We start from the raw sequence: 20676 nt of genomic DNA on the forward strand, positions 1-20676 counted from the left end.
CGTGCCCGCCCGGCCCGCGGCCTGGCCTGGCCCATGCCCGTTCAGGCCGTGCCCGTTCAGGCCGTGCCGGCGGACGTGCGGCGCAGCGCGGCGGCGATCCCGGCCGCGGCGGCGCCCGGATCGGGGGCGGCGGTGATGGGGCGGCCGATGACCAGCAGGTCGGCGCCGGCGGCGAGGGCGTCCTCGGGGGTGGCGACGCGGGCCTGGTCCTGGTTGCCGGAGCCCGCGGGGCGGACACCGGGCGTGATGAGCGTGATGTCCGGCCCGACCTCGGCGCGGACGGCGGCGGCCTCCTGCGGAGAGCACACGAGCGCCTGGGCGCCCGCCTCGACGGCGAGGACGGCGAGCCGGCGGACGGCGTCCGGGGCGGGCCCCGCGAGGCCGAGGGCGGCGAGATCGGCGTCCCCGAGCGACGTCAGGACCGTGACCGCGGCGATCTTGGTGGCGGGGACGGCCTCCACCGCCTCGCGGATCATCGAGGGCCCTCCGGCGGCGTGCACGGTCAGGTAGGCCGGCTTGAGGCGCGCCACGGCGCGGGCGGCGCCGCGGACGGTGGCGGGGATGTCGTGCAGCTTGAGGTCGAGGAAGACCTGGACGCGGCTGGCGCCCCGGACGCTGGCGACGACGTCCGGCCCGTACCGCAGGTACAGCTCCAGGCCGACCTTGACGGTGGAGACGTGCGGCGTGACCAGGGTGGCCCAGCGCGCGGCCGTCTCCAGGTCGGGCGCGTCCAGCGCGACGGCGATGGGGGCGGTCACAGCTTCTCCTTCTCGGGCTCTTGCGGGCGCACCTGGGGCGGGACGTACCCGGCGGGCTTGTGCGCGAGGCCGACGGCGTCGGCGAGGCGGGCGATGCGGCGGGCCGCGAGCGCCTCCTCCAGCTCCCGCAGCACGCGGGGGCCGGCCGTGGGGTCGTGGAACAGGGCGGTGCCGACGGCGACGGCGGAGGCCCCGGCGAGGATGAACTCCAGCGCGTCCAGGCCGGTGGAGATGCCGCCGACCCCGATGACGGGGGTGCTGGGCAGCGCGGCGTGCACCTGGTAGACGCAGCGGACCGCGATGGGCCGCACGGCGGGCCCGGACAGGCCGCCGGACACGCCCGTGAGGGCCGGACGCAGCGTCTGCGGGTCGATCGCCATGGCCTCCATGGTGTTGATCAGGGTGAGGCCGTCGGCGCCCGCGTCGACGCAGGCGAGCGCGATCGTGACGATGTCGGTCACGTCGGGGGCGAGCTTGGCGAAGATCGGGACGCCGGGCCGGGCGTGCGCGCGCACGGCCCGCACGACGGACGCGGCGGCGGCCGGGTGCCAGCCGAACATGCGGCCGCGGTCCTCGACGTTGGGGCAGGCGACGTTGACCTCGATCGCGGCGACGCCCGGGACGTTGCGGAGGCGGCGCGCGAGGTCGCCGTACTCCTCGACGCTGTTGCCCGCGACGGACACGATCGTGCGGACCTCCTGCTCGATGAGCCAGGGCAGGTCGCGTTCCAGGAACGTCTCCAGCCCGGGGCCTGGCAGGCCCATCGCGGTCAGGAGGCCGCTCGGGGTCTCGGTCACCCGGGGCGTGGGGCGCCCCGCGCGCGGTTGCGCCATGACCGACGTCGTGACGAAGGCGCCGAGGCGGGTGAGGTCGAAGAACTGGGCGAGCTCCCGTCCCGTCCCGCCGCACCCGGAGGCCGTCAGGACGGGATTGGGGAGCTCCAGAGGCCCGAGTGCGGTCATGACCCGGTCGCTCACTGGGAGCCCCCTTCAGAGACGCTCAGGACGCGCGGCGCGCCGAGCGCGTCGAACGGGATGGTGCCGAGGTCGCCCCAGCGGACGCGGTCGCCGCGCAGGACGGGCCCGTCCGCGCAGGCGCGGATCATGCGGGTCACGCCGTCCTCGCCGTGGACGGGGAGCATGCACGTCATGCACACGCCGATGCCGCACGCGCCCGTCTGCTGGAGGAACTCCTCGACCGACACCTGCGAGGGCAGCCCGAAGGCGCCGGCGATCTGCGTGACCGAGCGGAGCAGGGACGTGGGGCCGCAGCCGTAGACGACGTCCGCGCCCGTCTCCTCGATGACCCGGGGCAGGACGTCGCGGACGGCGCCCTTCTCCCCCATCGACCCGTCCTCGGTGACGACGGCGGAGCTGTCGCCGATGCGCTGCGCCATACGGGAGCCGAACACCTGCCGGGCGGAGGCGCCGGCGAGCACGAAGTGCACCTGGCAGCCGCGCCGCAGCAGCGTGTCGGCCAGCGCGAACACGGCCGCGCCGCCGGGCCCGCCGGCGACGAGCAGGCAGGTGACCGGGTCGCGGGGCAGCCGGAACGGGCGGCCGAGCGGGCCGACGAGGTCGAGCTGGTCGCGGGAGCGGCGGCCGGCGAGCCAGGCGGTGCCGGGCTCGGTGTCGGCGAACACCAGCTCGACGGTGCCGCCGTAGTCGGACTTGACCTCGTGGACCCCGAAGCACCGGCGGACCAGGCGGGAGGTGTGCTCGCCGCCCACCGCGAGCGCCACGAACTGGCCGGGCCTGAAGCGCTCGGCGATGGCCGGGGCCACCAGCGTCATCGCGCGGTAGTCCTGCACCTGGCGGACCGTCAGGACCGTCGCCGAGGTCTGCACCGGCGTGTCGGACACCCGTCTCCCTCTCCTCGTCGCGTACTCCGGGCGGGCCGGGCGCACGGCATGCGCCCGGCCCGCCCGGTCACTCTCAGCCGGGCGTCACAGTGCCTTGCCCGTCCGGGTCCGGCGCGCCGGCGCGGCCGTGCGCGCCGCTCAGCCGCTCGGCGTGCTCCTGGAGGGAGCGGACGCCGACCTGGCCGCCGGTGACGGCCTCGATGCCCTGCACGGCCGCCGCGAGCCCCTGGACCGTCGTCACGCACGGTACGCCCCGCAGCACGGCCGCGGTACGGATCTCGTAGCCGTCGAGCCGCGGCCCGGACTGGCCGGGGCTGCCGAAGGGAGTGTTGACGATGAGGTCGACCTCGCCGTCCAGGACGCGCCGCACGATCGTGGGCTCGCCGGACGGGCCCGGACCCTCGCTGTGCTTGCGCACGATCTTGGCACGCACGCCGTTGCGGCGCAGGACCTCCGCGGTCCCTTCCGTGGCAAGAATCTCAAAGCCCAGGTCAGCCAGCCGCTTCACCGGGAACACCATGTGCCGTTTGTCGCGGTTCGCCACGGACACGAACGCGCGCCCCTTGGTCGGCAGCGACCCGTAGGCGGCCTGCTGCGACTTGGCGAACGCGGTGCCGAACACCTCGTCGATGCCCATGACCTCGCCGGTGGAGCGCATCTCGGGGCCGAGGACGATGTCGACGCCCTGCCCGTGCTCGTTGCGGAACCGGTCGAAGGGCAGGACGGCCTCCTTCACCGCGATCGGCGCGTCCAGCGGCAGGGACCCGCCGTCGCCGGCCTCCGGCAGCATGCCCTCGGCGCGCAGCTCGGCGATGGTGGCGCCCATCATCACGCGGGCCGCCGCCTTGGCGAGCGGCACGGCGGTCGCCTTGGAGACGAACGGCACCGTGCGGGAGGCCCGCGGGTTCGCCTCCAGCACGTACAGGACGCCCGCCGACAGCGCGTACTGGACGTTCATCAGCCCCCGCACGCCGACGCCGCGCGCGAGCGCCTCCGTCGACTCGCGGATGCGGCGGATGTCGTCGTGCCCCAGCGTGATGGGCGGCAGGGCGCACGCCGAGTCGCCGGAGTGGATGCCGGCCTCCTCGATGTGCTCCATGACACCGCCGAGGTAAAGCTCCTCGCCGTCGAACAGGGCGTCCACGTCGATCTCGATGGCCTCGTCCAGGAAGCGGTCGACCAGGACGGGGTGCTCGGGGCTCGCCTCCGTGGCCCGCGCCATGTACGACTCCAGCGTGGCGTCGTCGTACACGATCTCCATGCCGCGCCCGCCCAGCACGTAGGACGGGCGGACCAGCACGGGGTAGCCGATCTCGGCGGCGATCTCCAGAGCCTCCTCGTAGGACGTGGCCGTGCCGTGCTTGGGCGCGAGCAGGCCCGCCCTGTGCAGGACGCGCCCGAACGCCCCCCGCTCCTCGGCGAGGTGGATGCTCTCCGGCGAGGTGCCCACGATCGGCACGCCGGCGTCCTTCAGCTTCTGGGCGAGCCCGAGGGGCGTCTGCCCGCCGAGCTGGACGATGACGCCCGCGACCTCGCCGGACTGCTGCTCGGCGTAGACGACCTCGAGGACGTCCTCCAGCGTGAGCGGCTCGAAGTAGAGCCGGTCGGAGGTGTCGTAGTCGGTGGAGACCGTCTCGGGGTTGCAGTTGACCATCACGGTCTCGTAGCCGGCCTCGGCCAGCGTGAACGACGCGTGGACGCAGGAGTAGTCGAACTCGACGCCCTGGCCGATGCGGTTGGGCCCGCTGCCCAGGATGATGACCTTCGGCTTCGTCCCCGGCGGTACCTCGGTCTCCTCGTCGTAGGCGGAGTAGAGGTAGGGGGTCTGCGCCTCGAACTCGGCGGCGCAGGTGTCGACGGTCAGGTAGACCGGGCGGATGCCGAGCGCGTGCCGCAGCTCGCGCACGACCTCTTCGGAGAGGTTGCGCAGCTCGCCGATCTGCGCGTCGGAGAAGCCGTGCCGCTTGGCGCGCAGCAGCTTGTCCTTGGTGAGCGCGTCGTCGGCGGTGCGGATCTCCTCCGCGACCTCGTTGATGGCGGCGATCTGGTCCAGGAACCAGGGGTCGATGCCGGTGGCTTCGTACACCTCCTCGATGGAGGCGCCGGCCCAGAGCGCGCGCTGGACGTCCCGGAGCCGCCCGTCGTGGGGGCGCCCGGCCGACTCGACCAGCGCGGCGGCGTCGGCCTCCCCCGCCCAGCTGAACGAGGTGCCCTTCTGCTCCAGCGACCGCAGGGCCTTCTGCAGGGCCTCGGTGAAGCACCGCCCGATGGCCATGGCCTCGCCCACGGACTTCATGTGCGTGGTGAGCGTGCCGTCGGCGCCGGGGAACTTCTCGAACGCGAACCGGGGCACCTTCACCACGACGTAGTCGAGCGTCGGCTCGAACGACGCGGGCGTCTCCCGGGTGATGTCGTTCGGGATCTCGTCCAGCGTGTAGCCGATGGCCAGCTTCGCCGCGATCTTGGCGATCGGGAAGCCGGTGGCCTTGGACGCCAGGGCCGAGGACCGCGACACCCGCGGGTTCATCTCGATGACGATCATCCGGCCGGTGCCGGGGTGCACGGCGAACTGGATGTTGCACCCGCCGGTGTCGACGCCGACCTCGCGGATCACCGCGATCGCGACGTCGCGCATGTTCTGGTACTCGCGGTCGGTCAGCGTCAGCGCGGGCGCGACCGTGATCGAGTCGCCGGTGTGCACGCCCATCGGGTCGAGGTTCTCGATCGAGCACACGATCACCACGTTGTCGTGGCGGTCGCGCATGACCTCCAGCTCGTACTCCTTCCAGCCGAGGATCGACTCCTCCAGGAGCACCTCGCCGGTCGGGGACGCGTCGAGCCCGGCGCCCGCGATGCGGCGCAGGTCGGCCTCGTCGTGGGCGAAGCCGGAGCCCCGCCCGCCCATCGTGAAGGACGGCCGGACGACGACGGGGTAGCCGAGCCCGCCCGCCGCGGCCAGGCAGTCGGCCATCGAGTGGCAGATGACCGACCGGGCCGACTCGGCGTTCAGGCCCTGCTCCCGGGCGACCTTGGCGACGACCTCCTTGAACCGCTCCCGGTTCTCGCCGGCCTGGATCGCGTCCACGTCGGCGCCGATCAGCTCGACCCCGTACTTGGCGAGGACGCCGCCCTCGTAGAGCGCGATGGCGGTGTTCAGGGCCGTCTGGCCGCCGAGGGTCGGCAGCAGCGCGTCCGGCCGCTCCTTGGCGATGATCTTCTCGACGACCTCGGGGGTGATCGGCTCGACGTAGGTCGCGTCGGCGAACTCGGGGTCGGTCATGATCGTGGCCGGGTTGCTGTTCACCAGCGTCACCCGCAGGCCCTCGGCCTTCAGCACCCGGCACGCCTGGGTGCCGGAGTAGTCGAACTCGCACGCCTGTCCGATGACGATCGGCCCGGAGCCGATGACCAGGACGGAGTTCAGGTCTTCGCGGCGCGGCATTACTTCGACGCCTCCATCAGGTCGCAGAAACGGTCGAAGAGCCCGGACGCGTCGTGCGGACCTGCCGCTGCCTCCGGGTGGTACTGCACGCTGAACGCCGGGCGCTCCAGCAGCCTCAGCCCCTCGACGCACCCGTCGTTGAGGTTGACGTGGCTGACCTCGCCGGGTCCGTAGGGGGTGTCGAACGGCCCGCCGACGGGGGCGTCCACCGCGAACCCGTGGTTGTGCGCCGACACGTCGACCTTGCCGGTCGTCCGGTCCTGGACGGGCTGGTTGATGCCCCGGTGGCCGAACCTCAGCTTGTAGGTGCCGAGGCCGAGCGCGCGGCCGAAGATCTGGTTGCCGAAGCAGATCCCGAAGAACGGCGTCCCGGTGTCGAGGACGCCCTTCAGCGCCTCCACGGCGTAGCCCGCGGCGGCCGGGTCGCCCGGGCCGTTGGAGAAGAACACGCCGTCGGGGGCGAGGGCGAGGATGTCCGCGGCCGTGCTGGTCGCCGGCAGGACGTGCACCTCGCAGCCCCGCTCGGACATCCGGTACGGCGTCATCGACTTGATGCCGAGGTCGACGGCCGCGACCGTGTAGCGCTTCTCGCCCCGCGCCGGGACGACGTAGGGCTCCGTGGTGGAGACGTCCCGGGCCAGGTCGGCGCCCTCCATCGAGGGGCTCTGCCGGACGCGCTCGACGAGGGCGTCCTCGCCGCCGGCGGCGGCGGCGCCGCTGAAGATGCCGGCGCGCATCGCGCCCCTGTCGCGCAGGTGCCGCGTCAGCGCCCGCGTGCCGGGCATGGCGATGCCCACGACCCCCTGCTCGCGCAGCGCGGAGCCGAGCGAGCCGGTGGCGCGCCAGTTGGACGCCACCCGGGCGGGCTCGCGCACCACGTAGCCGGCCACCTGGATGCGGCGGGACTCGGGGTCTTCGGCGTTGACGCCGGTGTTGCCGATGTGGGGGGAGGTCATCGCCACGATCTGGCGCGCGTACGAGGGGTCGGTGAGGGTCTCCTGGTAGCCGGTCATGCCGGTGTTGAAGACCATCTCGCCGAAGGTCTCGCCTTCGGCCCCGTACGCGGCCCCGCGGAACACCCTGCCGTCTTCCAGAACGAGCAGAGCAGGGTTCATTGGAGCTTCCCTTCGAGGACGGTCGGCTTGCCGCGCAGGAACGTCGCGACGACCCGGCCGGGCAGCTCCAGCCCCGCGAACGGGGTGTTGCGGCTCTTGGAGGTCATCGCGGACGGGTCCACGGCGCGGCGCGGCGACGGGTCGTACAGCGTGATGTTGGCGGGCGAACCTGCCTCCAGCGGACGACCCTGTCCGGAAAGGCGGCCGATGCGGGCGGGGCGGACGGACATGCGGTCGGCGACCCCGGCCCAGTCGAGCAGGCCGGTCTCGACCATCGCCTCCTGGACGACCGGCAGCGCCGTCTCCAGGCCGATCATGCCCATGGCGGCCACGGCCCACTCGGTCTCCTTGGCCTCGACCGGGTGGGGGGCGTGGTCGGTGGCGACGCAGTCGATCGTCCCGTCGGCGAGGGCGTGCCGCAGCGCGGTGACGTCGTCGGCGGTGCGCAGCGGCGGGTTGACCTTGAAGATCGGGTCGTAGGACCCGGCCTTGGCGTCGTTCAGCAGCAGGTGGTGCGGGGTGACCTCGGCGGTCACCGGGCAGCCCTTGCTCTTGGCCCAGCGGATGATCTCCACCGAGCCGGCCGTGGAGACGTGGCACACGTGCAGCCGCGACCCGACGTGCTGGGCGAGCAGCACGTCCCGGGCGATGATCGCCTCCTCGGCGACGGCGGGCCAGCCGCGCAGGCCGAGCGCCGCGGACATCTCGCCCTCGTTCATCTGGGCGCCCTCGGTGAGGCGCGGCTCCTGGGCGTGCTGGGCGACGACGCCGTCGAACGCCTTCACGTACTCCAGGGCCCGGCGCATGATGACCGCGTCCGACACGCAGTGCCCGTCGTCGGAGAAGACCCGCACCTCGGCGGCGGAGTCGGCCATCGCGCCCAGCTCGGCGAGCTGCTCGCCGGCGATGCCGCGGGTGACGGCCCCGACCGGCTGGACGTCGCAGTACCCGGCCTCGCGCCCGAGGCGCCACACCTGCTCGACCACGCCGGCCGTGTCGGCGACGGGGTCGGTGTTGGCCATCGCGTGGACGGCGGTGTACCCGCCCATCGCGGCGGCCCGCGTCCCGGACTCGACGGTCTCGGCGTCCTCCCGGCCCGGCTCGCGCAGGTGGGTGTGCAGGTCCACGAGACCGGGCAGCGCGACCAGCCCCCCGGCCTCGACGACCTCGGCCCCGGCCTCGTCGAGCCCGGCCCCGACCGCGGCGATGGCGCCGTCGCGGACGAGGATGTCGGCGGCCTCTCCGCCGAGGATCCGGGCGCCCTTGATGATGTAGGTGCTCACTGGGGGACCTCCTGGCCGATGGCGGGCTCGGAGCCTCCGAGCAGCAGGTAGAGGACGGCCATGCGCGCGCTGACGCCGTTGGCGACCTGCTCGACGATCGTGGAGCGGACCGAGTCGGCGACCTCGGCGGCGATCTCGACGCCGCGGTTCATCGGCCCGGGGTGCATGACGATCGCGTGCTCGGGCAGCTCGGCCATGCGCTCGGCGTCCAGCCCGTAGCGGCGGCTGTACTCGCGCACGGTCGGGAAGTAGGCGGCGTTCATGCGCTCCTGCTGGACGCGCAGCATCATGATGACGTCGCTCTTGGGGATGACGGCGTCGAGGTCGTAGGAGACCGCGCACGGCCAGGTGTCGATCGCGACCGGCAGCAGCGTCGGCGGCGCGACCACGGTCACGTCGGCGCCGAGCGTGTCGAGCAGCAGGACGTTGGATCGTGCCACGCGGCTGTGGAGCACGTCGCCGACGATGGTGACCTTGCGGCCCTCCAGGTCGCCCAGGCGCTTGCGCATCGTGAACGCGTCCAGGAGCGCCTGCGTGGGGTGCTCGTGGGTGCCGTCCCCGGCGTTGACCACGCTGCCCTGCACCCATCCGGCCAGCCGGTGCGGCGCGCCGGAGGCGTTGTGCCGGATGACGACGCCGTCCGCGCCCATCGCCTCCAGCGTGAGCGCCGTGTCCTTCAGGCTCTCGCCCTTGGACACGCTGGAGCCCTTGGCGGAGAAGTTGATCACGTCGGCGGACAGCCGCTTGGCCGCGGCCTCGAACGAGATGCGGGTGCGGGTCGAGTCCTCGAAGAACAGGTTGACGACCGTCCGGCCGCGCAGCGTCGGCAGCTTCTTGATGGAGCGGCCCGCGATCTGCGCGAGCTCCTCGGCCGTGTCGAGCACGAGCAGCGCGTCGTCGCGGCTGAGGTCGGCGGCGGAGATCAGATGGCGGTTCATTCGGCACCCCCCGTCGGGCCGAGCAGCACCGCGTCGCGCCCGTCGTTCTCGTCCAGCAGGACCTTCACGGTCTCGCGCATCGAGGTGGGCAGGTTCTTGCCCACGTAGTCGGCGCGGATCGGCAGCTGCCGGTGCCCGCGGTCGACCAGCACCGCCAGCTGGACGGCGCGGGGCCGGCCGAGGTCGTTCAGCGAGTCCAGCGCGGCGCGCACCGTCCGCCCGGAGAACAGCACGTCGTCGACGAGCACGACGACCCTGTCGTCGATCCCCTCGGGGGGCAGCTCCGTGCGGCCGAGGGCGCGCGCGGGACGCATGCGCAGGTCGTCCCGGTACATGGTCACGTCGAGCGAGCCCCAGGGCACCGGGCGGCCCTCGACCTCGCGCAGCGCCCCGGCGAGCCGCTCGGCCAGCGTCACGCCGCGGGTCTGGATGCCGAGCAGCAGGACGTCGTGGCCGCCCTTGGTCCGCTCGAGGATCTCGTGTGCGATGCGGGTCAGCGCGCGTCTGATGTCGGGACCCTCGAGAACGGCCTTGGGCCGGGGGTCACCGTCCGCCACGCGCTGCTCCTGCCTGGAGGCAGCATTCACCGCCGAAACCTCCTTCCCCGCCTCACGGGACGGGCCTTAAAGGACGTCGTGTCCCCCACACGTTAGCAGCCGGTCACGCTTGCCCCGCACCCCGGACCGGCCCGCGTCTTCGCAGGTGAGAGGGGTCACATTCGGGGGCATGCCGGACGGGGGCGCGGACGCGCGGCAGGGCCGCCGGAGCCCCGCGCGCACGGGGAGGAGGGGATCCGGACCGGCCGGATCGAGTCCTGCGGATTCGACCGCTTTTTTCCAATCAGCTTGACCTGGGGCCGTACCCGTTTTACCGTCACTGTCCGTAACCATCCCTGGAGACAGACTCTTGGAGCCCCCGGGCTTCGCGAATCTGTCTCCCCCCGGTGACAAGCCGGGGTCCGACGACGACGAAAGTGAGCCTGGGGGCCGCATAATGCCGTCTGAATACGCTAAGGCTCTCGGCGCGCGCCTGCGCGCCATCCGCACCCAGCAGGGCCTGTCCCTGCACGGCGTGGAGGAGAAGTCCCGCGGCCGCTGGAAGGCCGTCGTCGTGGGTTCGTACGAGCGGGGCGACCGCGCCGTCACCGTTCAGAAGCTGGCCGAGCTCGCCGATTTCTACGGCGTGCCGGTTTCCGAGTTGCTGCCCGGCGGAGCCGCGCCGAGCCCGCTCGGGCCTACACCCAAGCTCGTGATCGATCTAGAGCGGTTGCAGCAGCTTCCGAAAGACAAGGCCGGTCCTCTCGCCCGCTACGCCGCGACGATCCAGAGCCAGCGGGGCGACTACAACGGAAAGGTCCTGTCCATCCGCCAGGAGGACCTGCGTTCACTCGCGGTCATCTATGACAAGTCCCCGACCGAGCTCACCGAGGAGCTGATCGGCTGGGGCGTCCTCGACCCGGAGGCGCGGCGCGCCGTCGAGTCGTTCTGATCGACCCGCCTGTTCCACCGCTTCACCGCACGACCCGCTTCACCGCACGACCGTGACGGGGTCCGGCACCGCGCCGGGCCCCGTTCCGCGTCCGGGGCCCCTTCCGCGTCCGCGCCGTCCCGGACGCGGGACGAGCAGGGCCAGCGGGACGACGGCCGCCGCGACGGCGGCGCTCACCGCGAACCCGCCGGAGAACCCGCCCTCGCCGGGGACCGCCACCACGATGACCGCGCTGATCTGCGTCCCGAGGGACGCGCCGACCGTGCGGAGCAGCGTGTTGATGCCGGTGGCCACGCCGGTCTCCCCGGGCGGCACGGCGGCGACCACCAGGGTCGCCACGGCGGCGTAGGCGAAGCCCAGGCCGACGCCCCGCGCCAGGCCGCCCACGTAGAGGTGCCACATGGCGCCGTGCTCGACCGCCACGAACGCGTAGCCGAGGCCGGTCAGCGCCGCGCCGCCGAGCAGGACCGCGCGCGAGCCGACACGCCGGTCGAGAAGGCCCGCCGTCATGCCGGCGACGGTCATGCCGATGCTGGCGGGAAGCTGGAGCAGCGCCGCCTGCGTGGCCGTCCCTCCGAAGCCGTACCCGGTGTCCGCCGGGAGCTGGACGAGCAGGGGGAACAGCAGCCCGCCCGCCATGAGCGCGTAGCCGGACAGGAGCGAGGCGGCGTTCGCCGTCCACACGCCGCGCACCCGCATGAGGCGCAGGTCGATCAGGGGCTCGGGCACGCGGCCCTCCACCCAGAGCCACGCGCCTGCCGCAACGAGTGCGAGAGCGAGCAGGCCGAGCACGCCGGGGGACGTCCAGCCCCAGTCCATCCCCTGGGTGAGGGCGGTGAGCGCGGCCACCAGCCAGGCGGCGAAGAGGGCCGCGCCCCACCAGTCGACCCGCGCGGCGGCCGTGCGCGAGGCCCCGCGGCGGTCCGCGGCCGGGACGATCCACCAGGCGAGGACGATGCCGGGCACCAGGCCCGTGACCGGCACCCACAGCAGCCACCGCCAGCCGAGGAAGTCGATGATCGGCCCGGCCAGGCACCACGACACGGCGCCGCCGAGCCCCAGCATGGACGACATGAGCCCGACGGCCGGGGCCCGCCGGGCGGCCGGGACGATGTCCCGGATGATCGTGTACGCCAGCGGGAAGACGCCGCCGCCGATGCCGCCGAGGACCCGACCGGCCAGCATCACCGGGACCGTGCCGGCCAGGGCCGCGACGACCGTCCCCGCGGTCGCGACGGCGAGCACGGCGAGGAGCACCCGGCGCGGCCCGTACAGGTCGCCGAGCCGCCCGACCACCGGGGTGGCGACGGCCGCGGACAGCGTCATCGCGGTGAGCGCCCACGCCGCCCCCGCCGGGGTCGTGTGCAGGCCGTCCTGGATCTGCGGCAGGGCGGGCGTCACCACGGCCATCGACAGCGAGTACGCCATCACGCCGAGGAAGGCGAGCAGCGGGACCAGCCCGCGCACCTCCCGCCCCGCCACCGTGCCCTCCTTGGTTCGCCTCCCTAACAATCTCATACCGGGGCGAAACGCCTTCAAGCGCGGGGCGGGGCGGGCGGGGTGCGGTCAGTCCGCGGGCGCGCTCCAGGCCACGGGGAGGGCGGAGGGGCCGTTGATGACGTGGCCCGGCTTGCGGGTGATCTCGTCCGACGGCACCGCCAGGCGCAGGGACGGCAGCTCGCGGGTGAGCAGCGCGACGGCCGTCTCCACCTCCATGTGCCCGAGGTGCCGTCCGATGCAGTGGTGCGGCCCGTAGCCGAAGGACAGGTGCCGGTTCGGGGACCGGCCGAAGTCCATGCGGTGCGGGTCGGTGAAGACGCGGGGGTCGCAGTTGGCGGCGTCGTGGGACGGGATGACCAGGTCCCCGGGCAGGAGCCGCTCACCGCTCGGCAGCGTCACCTCGCGGGTGACCCGGCGCGGCAGGTCGTCCGCCGCGGTGGTGGAGAACAGGCGCTCCAGCTCGGTGACGGCCCCGGGGACGGCCTCGGGGTGGCCGGTGAGGTAGGCGTAGGCGGTCTCGTGGTCCTCGTAGGGGTGGGTGAGCAGGACGTGGATCTGCGTGCCGATGCTGCTCGCGACGGTCTCCCAGCCGCCGAGCACGAGGGTCATCGGCAGCTTGACCTGCCGGTCGAACGGCAGGTCCGCGGCGCCGGCGGCGACCTGGGAGAGCAGGTCGCCGGACGGGTCGCGCCGCCGCTCCTCCACCAGGCCGCTCAGGTAGCCGACCATCGCCATCTGCGCCTCGGCCGCGTCGACGCGGGTCTGGGCGCTGGTGCCGAGGAACGCGTCGCCCCACGCGTGGAAGCGCAGCCGGTCCTCCTGCGGCAGCCCCATCATGTCGCAGATCAGGTCGAGCGAGAACGGCAGCGCGAAGGCGGTGACGAGGTCGGCGGGCTCCTCGCCGGCGAGCATCGTCCGCAGCTGGGCGGCGGCCCGCTCCCGCGCCGTGCGCCGCAGCCGCTCGGTGGCCTGCGGGGAGAACCAGTCCTTGACGGCGCCGCGGACGGCCGCGTGCCCGTCCAGGTCCAGGCCGAGCATCGTCCCCTCGAGGTCGACGGCGTCGGCGTCGAGGGCCGCCTCGCGGGAGAAGACCTCCTGGTTGCGCAGCACCTGCTCGACGTCGTGGTAGCGGGTGACGAGCTTGGCGGTGGTCCCGTCGTGGCGCCGCACCTCGGCGACGCCGGTGCCGGTCTCGCGTATCTCGTGGTACCGGGCGTTCTTGTGCAGTCCCGGACGGTTGACGCCGTCGGCGTCGCTGTCGAGCGGGTGCGGGATGTGGGCGGGCGCGGACTGCTCCGGGGCGGCGTCGAGGGCCATCCGGCGGATCCCTTCGTCGTTCGGACGCGACGGGGCACGCCGGCCCGACCTTCACGGCAGGCCAAACGAAACCCACTTTTCGGAATGCCTACGGGAAGGATTTCCACGCCCGCGGTGATCACAAACCCATGATCGTCCCGTTGGCTCGCAGCGCCTCGACGCGCTCGGGGGGCAGGGCCAGGACGTCCCGGAGCACCTCCTCCGTGTGCTCGCCGAGGGTCGGGGCCGGGACCGGCGGCAGGGAGGCCTCGCCGAGCCGCACCGGTGAGCCCGGCGCCAGGTGCGGGCCCACGCCGGGCTGGTCGAGCGGCGCCATGAGCGGCTCGTCCCGCAGCCCGGCGGCCACCTCCGCGAAGTCGCGGTAGCGGGACCACAGGACGGACGTGCCCTTCAGCCCGGCCGCGACCTGCTCGCAGGTACGGGACGCGAACCACGACGCGAGCACGCCGCCGAGCGCCTCGCGGTGGCCGTAGCGGTCGCCGGCGCGGCGGAAGTCGGCGCCGAGGGCGCGTTCGAGGGCCTCGACCACCTCGCCGAGGCCGGCGGCCTCCACCAGGTCGCGCCAGTGCCGGGCGGTGAGGACCGCGACCATGACCCGTCCGTCCGCCGTGGCGAAGTCGCGCCCAAAGTCGCCGAAGAGGTGGTTGCCCAGGCGCGGCCTGGCGGCTCCGAGCTGGGCCTCCGCGAGGTACCCGAGGTTGCCCGCGGTGGCCAGGGCGACGTCCTGCAGCGCGACCTGGATCCGCCGGCCCTCGCCGGTGCGCAGCCGGTGCCGCTCCGCCGCGAGCAGCCCGACGGCCATGTAGAGGCCGCACGCGACGTCCCAGGCGGGCAGCGCGTGGTTGACGGGGGCCTCCCGGTCGGGGGGTCCCGTGATCGTCGGGAACCCCATGGCGGCGTTCACCGTGTAGTCGACGGCGTTGCCGCCCTCCCTCGTCCCCTGGAGCCGGACGTGGATCAGGTCGGGCCGGGCGGCCTTCAGCTCCTCGTAGCCCAGCCCCGGCCGCGGCGGCGCGTTGGTGAGGAGGATGCCGCCGTCCGCGACGAGCCCGGCGACGAGGCCGCGCCCCTCGGGCGAGAGCAGGTCGACGGCGACCGAGCGCTTGCCCTTGTTCAGCCCGGCCCAGTACAGGCTCCGCCCGGACGGCGCGAGCGGCCACCGGTCGATGTCGGGCCCGCCGCCGATCTGGTCGACGCGGATGACGTCCGCGCCGAGCTGCGCCAGGGTCATCCCGCCCAGCGGCGTGGCGACGAAGCTGGACAGCTCGATGACGCGCATCCCGTCCAGCGGCAGCTCGGTCGGCTCTGCTGGATCAGACGGCGGTGGCAGGTCGGTCATCGGCCATGTCTACCAACGCCCCGCCCGGCGCCGGGAGCCGGGGTGAGCCACCCCGCGGGACGCGCAGGACCGCCTCGGGGGCGCAGGGAGACGCGCCGCCGGGCGGAAACGGGACAGCGCCACGGGGCGAGGTGAGACGGGCGGTTGGGATCGCGCCGGCGGGGCCGGCTCGGGGGGTGGCGGTCCCGCCGGCGCGATCGGTCCGAAGGCCCGAGGCGGCCGCCGGAGGCCGGGGACGCCGCTCCCCATGGCGCGGCGGCGTCCCCGGCCTCCGGCGGGGGGCCGTCCCGAGGGGAGGGAGTGGGACGGCCTCCGAGGTGGCTCAGCCGGCTTCGGGGACGGGCAGGGTGGGCTGCCCGTCGACGCCGAGGGTGTCCTCGACGAGGGTGACGAAGACCTCCGCGTCGTGCAGGAGCTCCTCGGCCTCGCGCGGGGTGACGGCACGCGGCAGGCCCGCCTCGGCGGCGGCGCGCTTGTCGGCGCCGGCGGCGAAGAAGGCGGCCCACTCGCGCAGCGCGGGCTCGGCCTCGGGCAGCAGGACCCAGACGCTGCGCGGACGGCCGCGGCGGTGGGTCTCCAGGGGCTCCTTGGACGCCAGGACGGCGGCCGCCGCGCGCAGCGCCGCCAGGTGGGCGCACACGTAGCGGACGGCGGGCGAGGTGGCCTCGGCCGCCTCGGCGAGGCCCATGCGGGCGGCGTGCAACTGCCCGACGGCCGTGTGCGCCGGGCGCGGCGCGGGCATCGGGCGGTGGCGTGGGCGAGGACTCGGGGACGGGACGGACTGGGCTGCGGAGTGGATTCCGCGTGCGGTCATCGTTCCGGACATGTCTGCCTCCTTCCGGGGCTCGGGCCGGCCGGGCGGAGAGCTTCCCCTCACTCCGCCCGGCCGTCCGTCCCGCCGAAACACCGCGATCGGCGGGGACGTCGCCCTGGTGCGGGCCGCGAGTCCCGCACCACATCGAACATAAGTTCGACGCGCTTCACAGTAAACCGTCCTGACGGCGATTCGTCAACGTGTTCGAATGCACGTCGCGTCCCCCGGCTCGGCGGGTCCGTCGGCAGGCCCCGCAGGCGGCTAGCCAGGCCTCCTGACGTGCACGGGGACGCCCGTACCGACCAGGTCGGGGAAGTACTCGGCGATGTGCATCGGCATGCGGACGCAGCCGTGCGACGCGGGGTACTTGGGCACGTCCAGCGCACCGTGGAAGGCGATGCCGCCGTTGAAGTAGATGGGGTTGTAGAGCTGCCCCAGGGGCGAGGTCTCCCACCCGGAGGCGCGGCGCCCCGTCCGGAAGTCGCCCGTGCTGGTCGTGGCGTAGCGGCAGCGCGCCAAGGTCGCGCCGCGGTCCTTGGCGCAGTAGTACTCCCCCGAGCCCGACGAGACGTGCGTGATGAGCCGCGGCGCGCCGTTCTTGTAGAGGACGAGGTACTGGCGCTTCAGATCCACGTCGACGCGGTTCTTCTCGCGCTTCTTGGCCATCGGACGGGGCTCCTTGGGAGCGTCCAGGGCCTTCCAGAACGACGCGGTGAGCGTGCTCTTCTGCTTGAGCCGGTTCACCGCCTGGAATGCCCACACGGCCGTCTCCGTGGACGGCCCGTACTTCCCGTCCGCCTTGCCCGGGTCGTAGTGCAGTTCCTTGAGGCGGCGCTGGAGCGCCTTCACGTCCGCCCCCTTGGCGCCCGGTTTCAGCTTCCGGTGCGTGGGGCTGGGGCGGGGCGTCGCCGGCGCTTTGGACGGCGTCCCCTCCGGCGACCCCTTCGACGGGGCGGGAGCCGCCGCGTCGATGTCGTTGCAGCCCGTCAGGACGACGGCCGCTATGAGCAGAACCGCGCTTTTCCGCACGTCGATCGGTCTCCCTCGCATGCGCTGACCTTAAAGTTCTACCCATGCATCCGAATGCCGAAATCGTCGCGAAGGCTCTGCTCGACCTGGGCGCGGCCGGGGCCGTCGTCGAGCTTCCCGACTCCGCGCCGACGGCGCGGGCCGCCGCGGAGCAGCTGGGCTGCGAGGTCGGCGCGATCGCCAACAGCCTGGTGTTCGACGCCGACGGGTCGCCGCTGCTGGTGCTGACCAGCGGCGCGCACCGCGTCGACACGGTGAAGGTCGCGGCGCTCGTCGGCGCGGCGAAGGTGCGGCGGGCGACGCCGGAGTTCGTCCGGGAGTCGACGGGCCAGCCCATCGGGGGCGTCGCGCCGGTCGGCCACCCGGCGCCGATCCGCACGCTGGTGGACGTCTGGCTGGACCGGTACGACGAGGTGTGGGCGGCGGGCGGGCACCCGCACACCGTCTTCCCCACCTCGTACGGCGAACTGCTGAGGATCACCGGCGGGACTCCCGCGGAGGTGGAGTGACCCGGCTGAAGTGACACCGCCGGAGTGACGCAGGCGATGTGACGCGCAGGTGAAGATACGGAGAGGCGGAGTGATGGAACTGTGGCACAACCCGCGCTGCTCGAAGAGCCGCGCCGCCAAGGCCGCGCTGGACGAGGCGGGCGTGGAGTACACCGAACGCCGCTACCTCGACCGGCCGCCCACGGCGCAGGAGCTGGACGAGGTCCTCACCCGGATCGGCGCCGAGCCCTGGGACGTGGCGCGGCTGAACGAGCCGGTCGCCAAGGAGCTCGGGCTGAAGGACATGGAGCGCGACCGGGCCCGCTGGATCGAGGTCATGGTGGCGAACCCGGTGCTGATCCAGCGTCCGATCGTCCTGACGGGCGAGAGCGCCGTCGTGGCGCGCGATGCCGAATCGGTGCGCAAGGCCCTCGACAGCCAGTGACACCGGTGTGATTCTGGGGAGTCGGGATACGGCGAAGGACGGCCTCCGGAGGGGTGATGGCGGCGCAGATGCGGACGGGTCCGGCGGCGCGCGACCCGGAGTTCCGGGGGATCGACCCGCCCGCGCTCAACCAGGTGATCAGGCAGCTCCAGGACGCGCAGAACGCGATCCAGGGCTGGCTGAACGGCCACCGCCCGCCGCCCGGGGTGTCCGCGGCCGGGTACCGGCAGGCCGACGAGGTGGCGCGGTGGGCCGTCGAGCAGCTCGGGATGCTGACGCGGCGGTACAACTTCGCGGTCACCCATCCCTCTCCCGGCGGGGGCGTCGACGTACCGCCGGCGCCCGCCCCGGCCCCCTCGCCGCGGAAGACCGGAGGCGGCCCGGTCGGGACGCCGCGTCCCGTGAAGGCGCCGCCGCACCGGACCCCGCCCGCCAAGGCGGTGCCGCAGCCGACCCCGCACGGCGCCGGTGACATCGGGAACTTCCCCGACCGGCCCGCCGCCGCCCGCGCCGCCAGGGCCGACGCGGTGGCCGTGACGACGGCCGTCCAGGAGGGCCGGCCCGTCCCGGACTCGGTGTGGAGGCACCTGAAGGCCGACGCCGGCGACCCCGACTACACCGAGAAGCTGTACGAGCGGCTCGGCCCGGCGGCCGCCGCCGAGCTGCTGAAGGCCGCCCAGGGGGACCGCGCGAGGCTGACGGCCGTCCAGCAGTCCCTCGGCATGGCCAGCCACCACCTGCCGATGGACGTGAAGTGGCTGCGCGCCTTCCTGGCCGAGGCCGACCGCGCCGGGATCCGTCCCGTCGCCGTCCAGGTGCTCCTGGGCGCCGACATGAGCGCCCGCACGCGCGAGGCCGTCGCCAGGCTCGACCTGCACCCGTCCGCCGCCACCGCCTGAAAGACCGACACCGCCTGAGAGGTCGCCATGGCCGCTCCACCGCCCCCCGGCAGCCTGCCCCCGCCGATCAGCGGCGCCGCGGCGGCCCGGCTGTCGCCCGCCGAGCAGCCCAATCCGGAGTACCAGCAGCTCTACCAGGCGTACGCGGACGCCTACGGCAGCATCGACCGGCTCCGGCAGGCGCTGGACGCGCCCGCGCGGACGCTCGGTGGGACGGACGCGTGGCTCGGCCCGGAGGCGCGGGAGTGGGGCGGGCAGCTCGACGCGAACCGCGGGACGCTGCGCAAGGCCGCCGACCGGATCCTCTGGGACCTCTACGATCGGCTCTCCGCCACCCAGCGGACCGTCACGCGGGTCTAGTCTCTGTCGGGTGAGGGACCCGAAGCTGCGCGAGATCGACGAACGCGCCTTCCTACGCAGGCTGAGCCCCATGCTGGACGTGTACGCGGCCGCGATGGAGCCGCCGAACGAGCAGCTCCCGGGCCGGCACACCATCATGGAACGGCACGCCTCGTATCCGGGGTTCCGCGCGTTCGTGGTCGAGCGGCGGGGCGCGCTGCCCGTCATGCCGGCGCCCGTCCAGGGGTTCGCCTACGGGTTCCACGGGGCGCGCGGCCAGTGGTGGCACGACGTCGTCTACCAGGCGCTGGCCGACCGGGAGGGGCCCGAGCACGCCGACACGTGGCTGGAGGACGCCTTCGAGGTCGCCGAGCTGCACGTCCATCCGCAGGCGCAGGGCAAGGGCCTCGGCCGGGCGCTGCTCAACGCGCTGTGCGGCGGGCGGACGGAGCGCACGGTCGTGCTGTCGACGCTCGACAGGCGGCCGGAGACACCGGCCCGCCACCTCTACCGCTCGGTCGGCATGGTCGACCTGCTGACCGACTTCGAGTTCCCGGGCGGCGGGCCCCGCTACGCGGTCATGGGCGGGACCCTGCCGCTGGCGCCGTACCCGGCGCCGTCCAGCAGCGAGTAGACCTCGCGCGTCGCCGTGGACTTGTTGAACGTGATGAAGTGGATCCCCGGCGCGTCCTGGTCGAGGAGCTCCCCGCACAGTTCGGCGGCGTGCTCGATGCCGAGCCGGCGGACGGCCTCCGGGTCGTCCGCGACGGCCTCGAACCGGGCCCGCACCTCGGGCGGGAAGGGCGCGCCCGACAGCTGCTCGGACCGCTCGATCGTGCTGAGCTGGGTGACCGGCATGATGCCGGGCAGGATCGGCACGTCGCAGCCGGCGGCGGCGACGCGGTCGCGCAGCCGGAAGTAGTCCTCGGCGCGGAAGAACATCTGGGTGATCGCGTAGTCGGCGCCGGCCCGGCACTTGTCCACGAAGTAGCGGGTGTCGCTCTCGATGTCGGGCGAGCGCGGGTGCTTGTAGGGGAACGCGGCCACGCCGACGCAGAAGTCGCCGTAGGAGCGGATCATCTGGACCAGCTCGGCGGCGTACTCGACGCCGTCGGGGTGCTTGACCCACTCCCCCATCGGGTCGCCGGGGGGGTCGCCGCGCAGCGCGAGGACGTTGCGGACGCCGGCGGCAGCGAACCGGCCGACCAGGTTGCGCAGCTCGGCCTGGGAGTGGTTCACGGCGGTGAAGTGCGCGACCGGGGTGAGGGTGGTGTCGGTGGCGATGCGCTCGACGATGTCGACGGTCGTGTCGCGGGTGCCGCCGCCCGCGCCGTAGGTCACCGACACGAACGTCGGGTGCAGCGACTCCAGCTCGCGGATCGTACGCCACAGGTTCCGCGCGCCCTTGTCGGTCTTGGGCGGGAAGAACTCGAACGAGAACGAGCGCTCGCCCGAGGCGAGCAGTTCTCGGACGGTGGGGGGCCTGTCAGGGCGTACGCGTCGCATCCCCCAAGCCTACAGAAGCGCCCTGCGGAAGCACTCTGCGTGCGGAGGGAGCGGGCGGCGGCGCCCGACAGCCGATCCGCGTGATGCTCGCCACACCGGACGGGCGTTATGTCCG

20 protein-coding genes are annotated in these 20676 nt (G+C 73.7%); 6 read left to right on the forward strand and 14 right to left on the reverse strand.

Going from position 1 to position 20676, the window contains the following annotated elements:
- Positions 1-56: 56 nt before the first annotated feature.
- The 8 genes from pyrF to pyrR all read right to left on the reverse strand — a co-directional run bounded on the left by pyrF (position 57) and on the right by pyrR (position 9954).
- A complete protein-coding gene (gene pyrF / locus K4S16_RS03865; protein WP_149257367.1) occupies positions 57-758 on the reverse strand; it encodes an orotidine-5'-phosphate decarboxylase in 702 nt (233 codons plus the stop codon).
- Entirely contained in the window at positions 755-1735 is a 981-nt protein-coding gene (locus K4S16_RS03870) for a dihydroorotate dehydrogenase (RefSeq protein ID WP_149257368.1), read from the reverse strand. Before K4S16_RS03870 ends, pyrF begins: the two co-directional genes overlap by 4 nt.
- Positions 1732-2619, reverse strand: coding sequence for a dihydroorotate dehydrogenase electron transfer subunit (locus tag K4S16_RS03875; RefSeq protein ID WP_149257369.1), 888 nt, complete (start codon positions 2617-2619; stop codon positions 1732-1734). The genes K4S16_RS03870 and K4S16_RS03875 overlap by 4 nt, the downstream gene beginning before the upstream one ends.
- Before the next feature lie 73 nt (positions 2620-2692).
- Positions 2693-6061, reverse strand: coding sequence for a carbamoyl-phosphate synthase large subunit (gene carB / locus K4S16_RS03880; RefSeq protein WP_149257370.1), 3369 nt, complete (start codon positions 6059-6061; stop codon positions 2693-2695).
- Positions 6061-7176: a glutamine-hydrolyzing carbamoyl-phosphate synthase small subunit gene (gene carA, locus K4S16_RS03885; RefSeq protein WP_149257371.1), complete on the reverse strand. Its 1116-nt coding sequence runs from the start codon at positions 7174-7176 to the stop codon at positions 6061-6063. Before carA ends, carB begins: the two co-directional genes overlap by 1 nt.
- Entirely contained in the window at positions 7173-8459 is a 1287-nt protein-coding gene (locus K4S16_RS03890; protein ID WP_149257372.1) for a dihydroorotase, read from the reverse strand. Before K4S16_RS03890 ends, carA begins: the two co-directional genes overlap by 4 nt.
- A complete protein-coding gene (locus K4S16_RS03895; RefSeq protein ID WP_149257373.1) occupies positions 8456-9397 on the reverse strand; it encodes an aspartate carbamoyltransferase catalytic subunit in 942 nt (313 codons plus the stop codon). Before K4S16_RS03895 ends, K4S16_RS03890 begins: the two co-directional genes overlap by 4 nt.
- Positions 9394-9954, reverse strand: coding sequence for a bifunctional pyr operon transcriptional regulator/uracil phosphoribosyltransferase PyrR (pyrR, locus tag K4S16_RS03900; RefSeq protein ID WP_149257374.1), 561 nt, complete (start codon positions 9952-9954; stop codon positions 9394-9396). The genes K4S16_RS03895 and pyrR overlap by 4 nt, the downstream gene beginning before the upstream one ends.
- Before the next feature lie 436 nt (positions 9955-10390).
- Here pyrR and K4S16_RS03905 point away from each other — a divergent pair, with 436 nt between their 5' ends.
- On the forward strand, positions 10391-10885 hold the full coding sequence (locus K4S16_RS03905) for a transcriptional regulator (RefSeq protein WP_021597992.1): 495 nt from the start codon (positions 10391-10393) through the stop codon (positions 10883-10885).
- 39 nt (positions 10886-10924) lie between these two features.
- Here K4S16_RS03905 and K4S16_RS03910 read toward each other — a convergent pair whose 3' ends face one another.
- The 5 genes from K4S16_RS03910 to K4S16_RS03930 all read right to left on the reverse strand — a co-directional run bounded on the left by K4S16_RS03910 (position 10925) and on the right by K4S16_RS03930 (position 16905).
- Complete coding sequence (locus tag K4S16_RS03910) at positions 10925-12367, reverse strand: MFS transporter (protein ID WP_235036552.1); 1443 nt, start codon at positions 12365-12367, stop codon at positions 10925-10927.
- An 84-nt stretch (positions 12368-12451) separates the two neighbouring features.
- Positions 12452-13702 (reverse strand): cytochrome P450, encoded by a 1251-nt coding sequence (locus tag K4S16_RS03915; RefSeq protein WP_149257376.1) that lies wholly within the window; start codon positions 13700-13702, stop codon positions 12452-12454.
- Positions 13703-13820: 118 nt separating this feature from the next.
- Positions 13821-15041: a CoA transferase gene (locus K4S16_RS03920; protein WP_149257377.1), complete on the reverse strand. Its 1221-nt coding sequence runs from the start codon at positions 15039-15041 to the stop codon at positions 13821-13823.
- A gap of 322 nt (positions 15042-15363) precedes the next feature.
- The gene (locus K4S16_RS03925; protein WP_149257378.1) at positions 15364-15867 is read right to left on the reverse strand and encodes an SAV_6107 family HEPN domain-containing protein; all 504 of its coding nucleotides are present in this window, start codon (positions 15865-15867) and stop codon (positions 15364-15366) included.
- A 249-nt stretch (positions 15868-16116) separates the two neighbouring features.
- Positions 16117-16905, reverse strand: a complete 789-nt coding sequence (locus tag K4S16_RS03930; RefSeq protein ID WP_149257379.1) for a L,D-transpeptidase family protein — start codon at positions 16903-16905, stop codon at positions 16117-16119.
- A 23-nt stretch (positions 16906-16928) separates the two neighbouring features.
- Here K4S16_RS03930 and K4S16_RS03935 point away from each other — a divergent pair, with 23 nt between their 5' ends.
- The 5 genes from K4S16_RS03935 (at position 16929) to K4S16_RS03955 (ending at position 19689) form a co-directional block, all read left to right on the forward strand.
- Positions 16929-17393 (forward strand): YbaK/EbsC family protein, encoded by a 465-nt coding sequence (locus K4S16_RS03935; RefSeq protein ID WP_149257380.1) that lies wholly within the window; start codon positions 16929-16931, stop codon positions 17391-17393.
- A gap of 73 nt (positions 17394-17466) precedes the next feature.
- Positions 17467-17817, forward strand: a complete 351-nt coding sequence (locus K4S16_RS03940; protein ID WP_149257381.1) for an arsenate reductase family protein — start codon at positions 17467-17469, stop codon at positions 17815-17817.
- A gap of 56 nt (positions 17818-17873) precedes the next feature.
- Complete coding sequence (locus tag K4S16_RS03945) at positions 17874-18716, forward strand: hypothetical protein (protein ID WP_149257382.1); 843 nt, start codon at positions 17874-17876, stop codon at positions 18714-18716.
- 27 nt (positions 18717-18743) lie between these two features.
- The gene (locus K4S16_RS03950; protein WP_149257383.1) at positions 18744-19076 is read left to right on the forward strand and encodes a hypothetical protein; all 333 of its coding nucleotides are present in this window, start codon (positions 18744-18746) and stop codon (positions 19074-19076) included.
- A 10-nt stretch (positions 19077-19086) separates the two neighbouring features.
- Entirely contained in the window at positions 19087-19689 is a 603-nt protein-coding gene (locus K4S16_RS03955) for a GNAT family N-acetyltransferase (protein ID WP_149257384.1), read from the forward strand.
- On the opposite strand, the gene metF is transcribed toward K4S16_RS03955, so the two are convergent.
- A complete protein-coding gene (gene metF / locus K4S16_RS03960; RefSeq protein WP_149257385.1) occupies positions 19626-20561 on the reverse strand; it encodes a methylenetetrahydrofolate reductase [NAD(P)H] in 936 nt (311 codons plus the stop codon). The genes K4S16_RS03955 and metF overlap by 64 nt on opposite strands.
- Positions 20562-20676 lie beyond the last annotated feature (115 nt).

The organism is Actinomadura sp. K4S16 (assembly GCF_008327685.1).
Classification (GTDB): Bacteria; Actinomycetota; Actinomycetes; order Streptosporangiales; family Streptosporangiaceae; genus Spirillospora.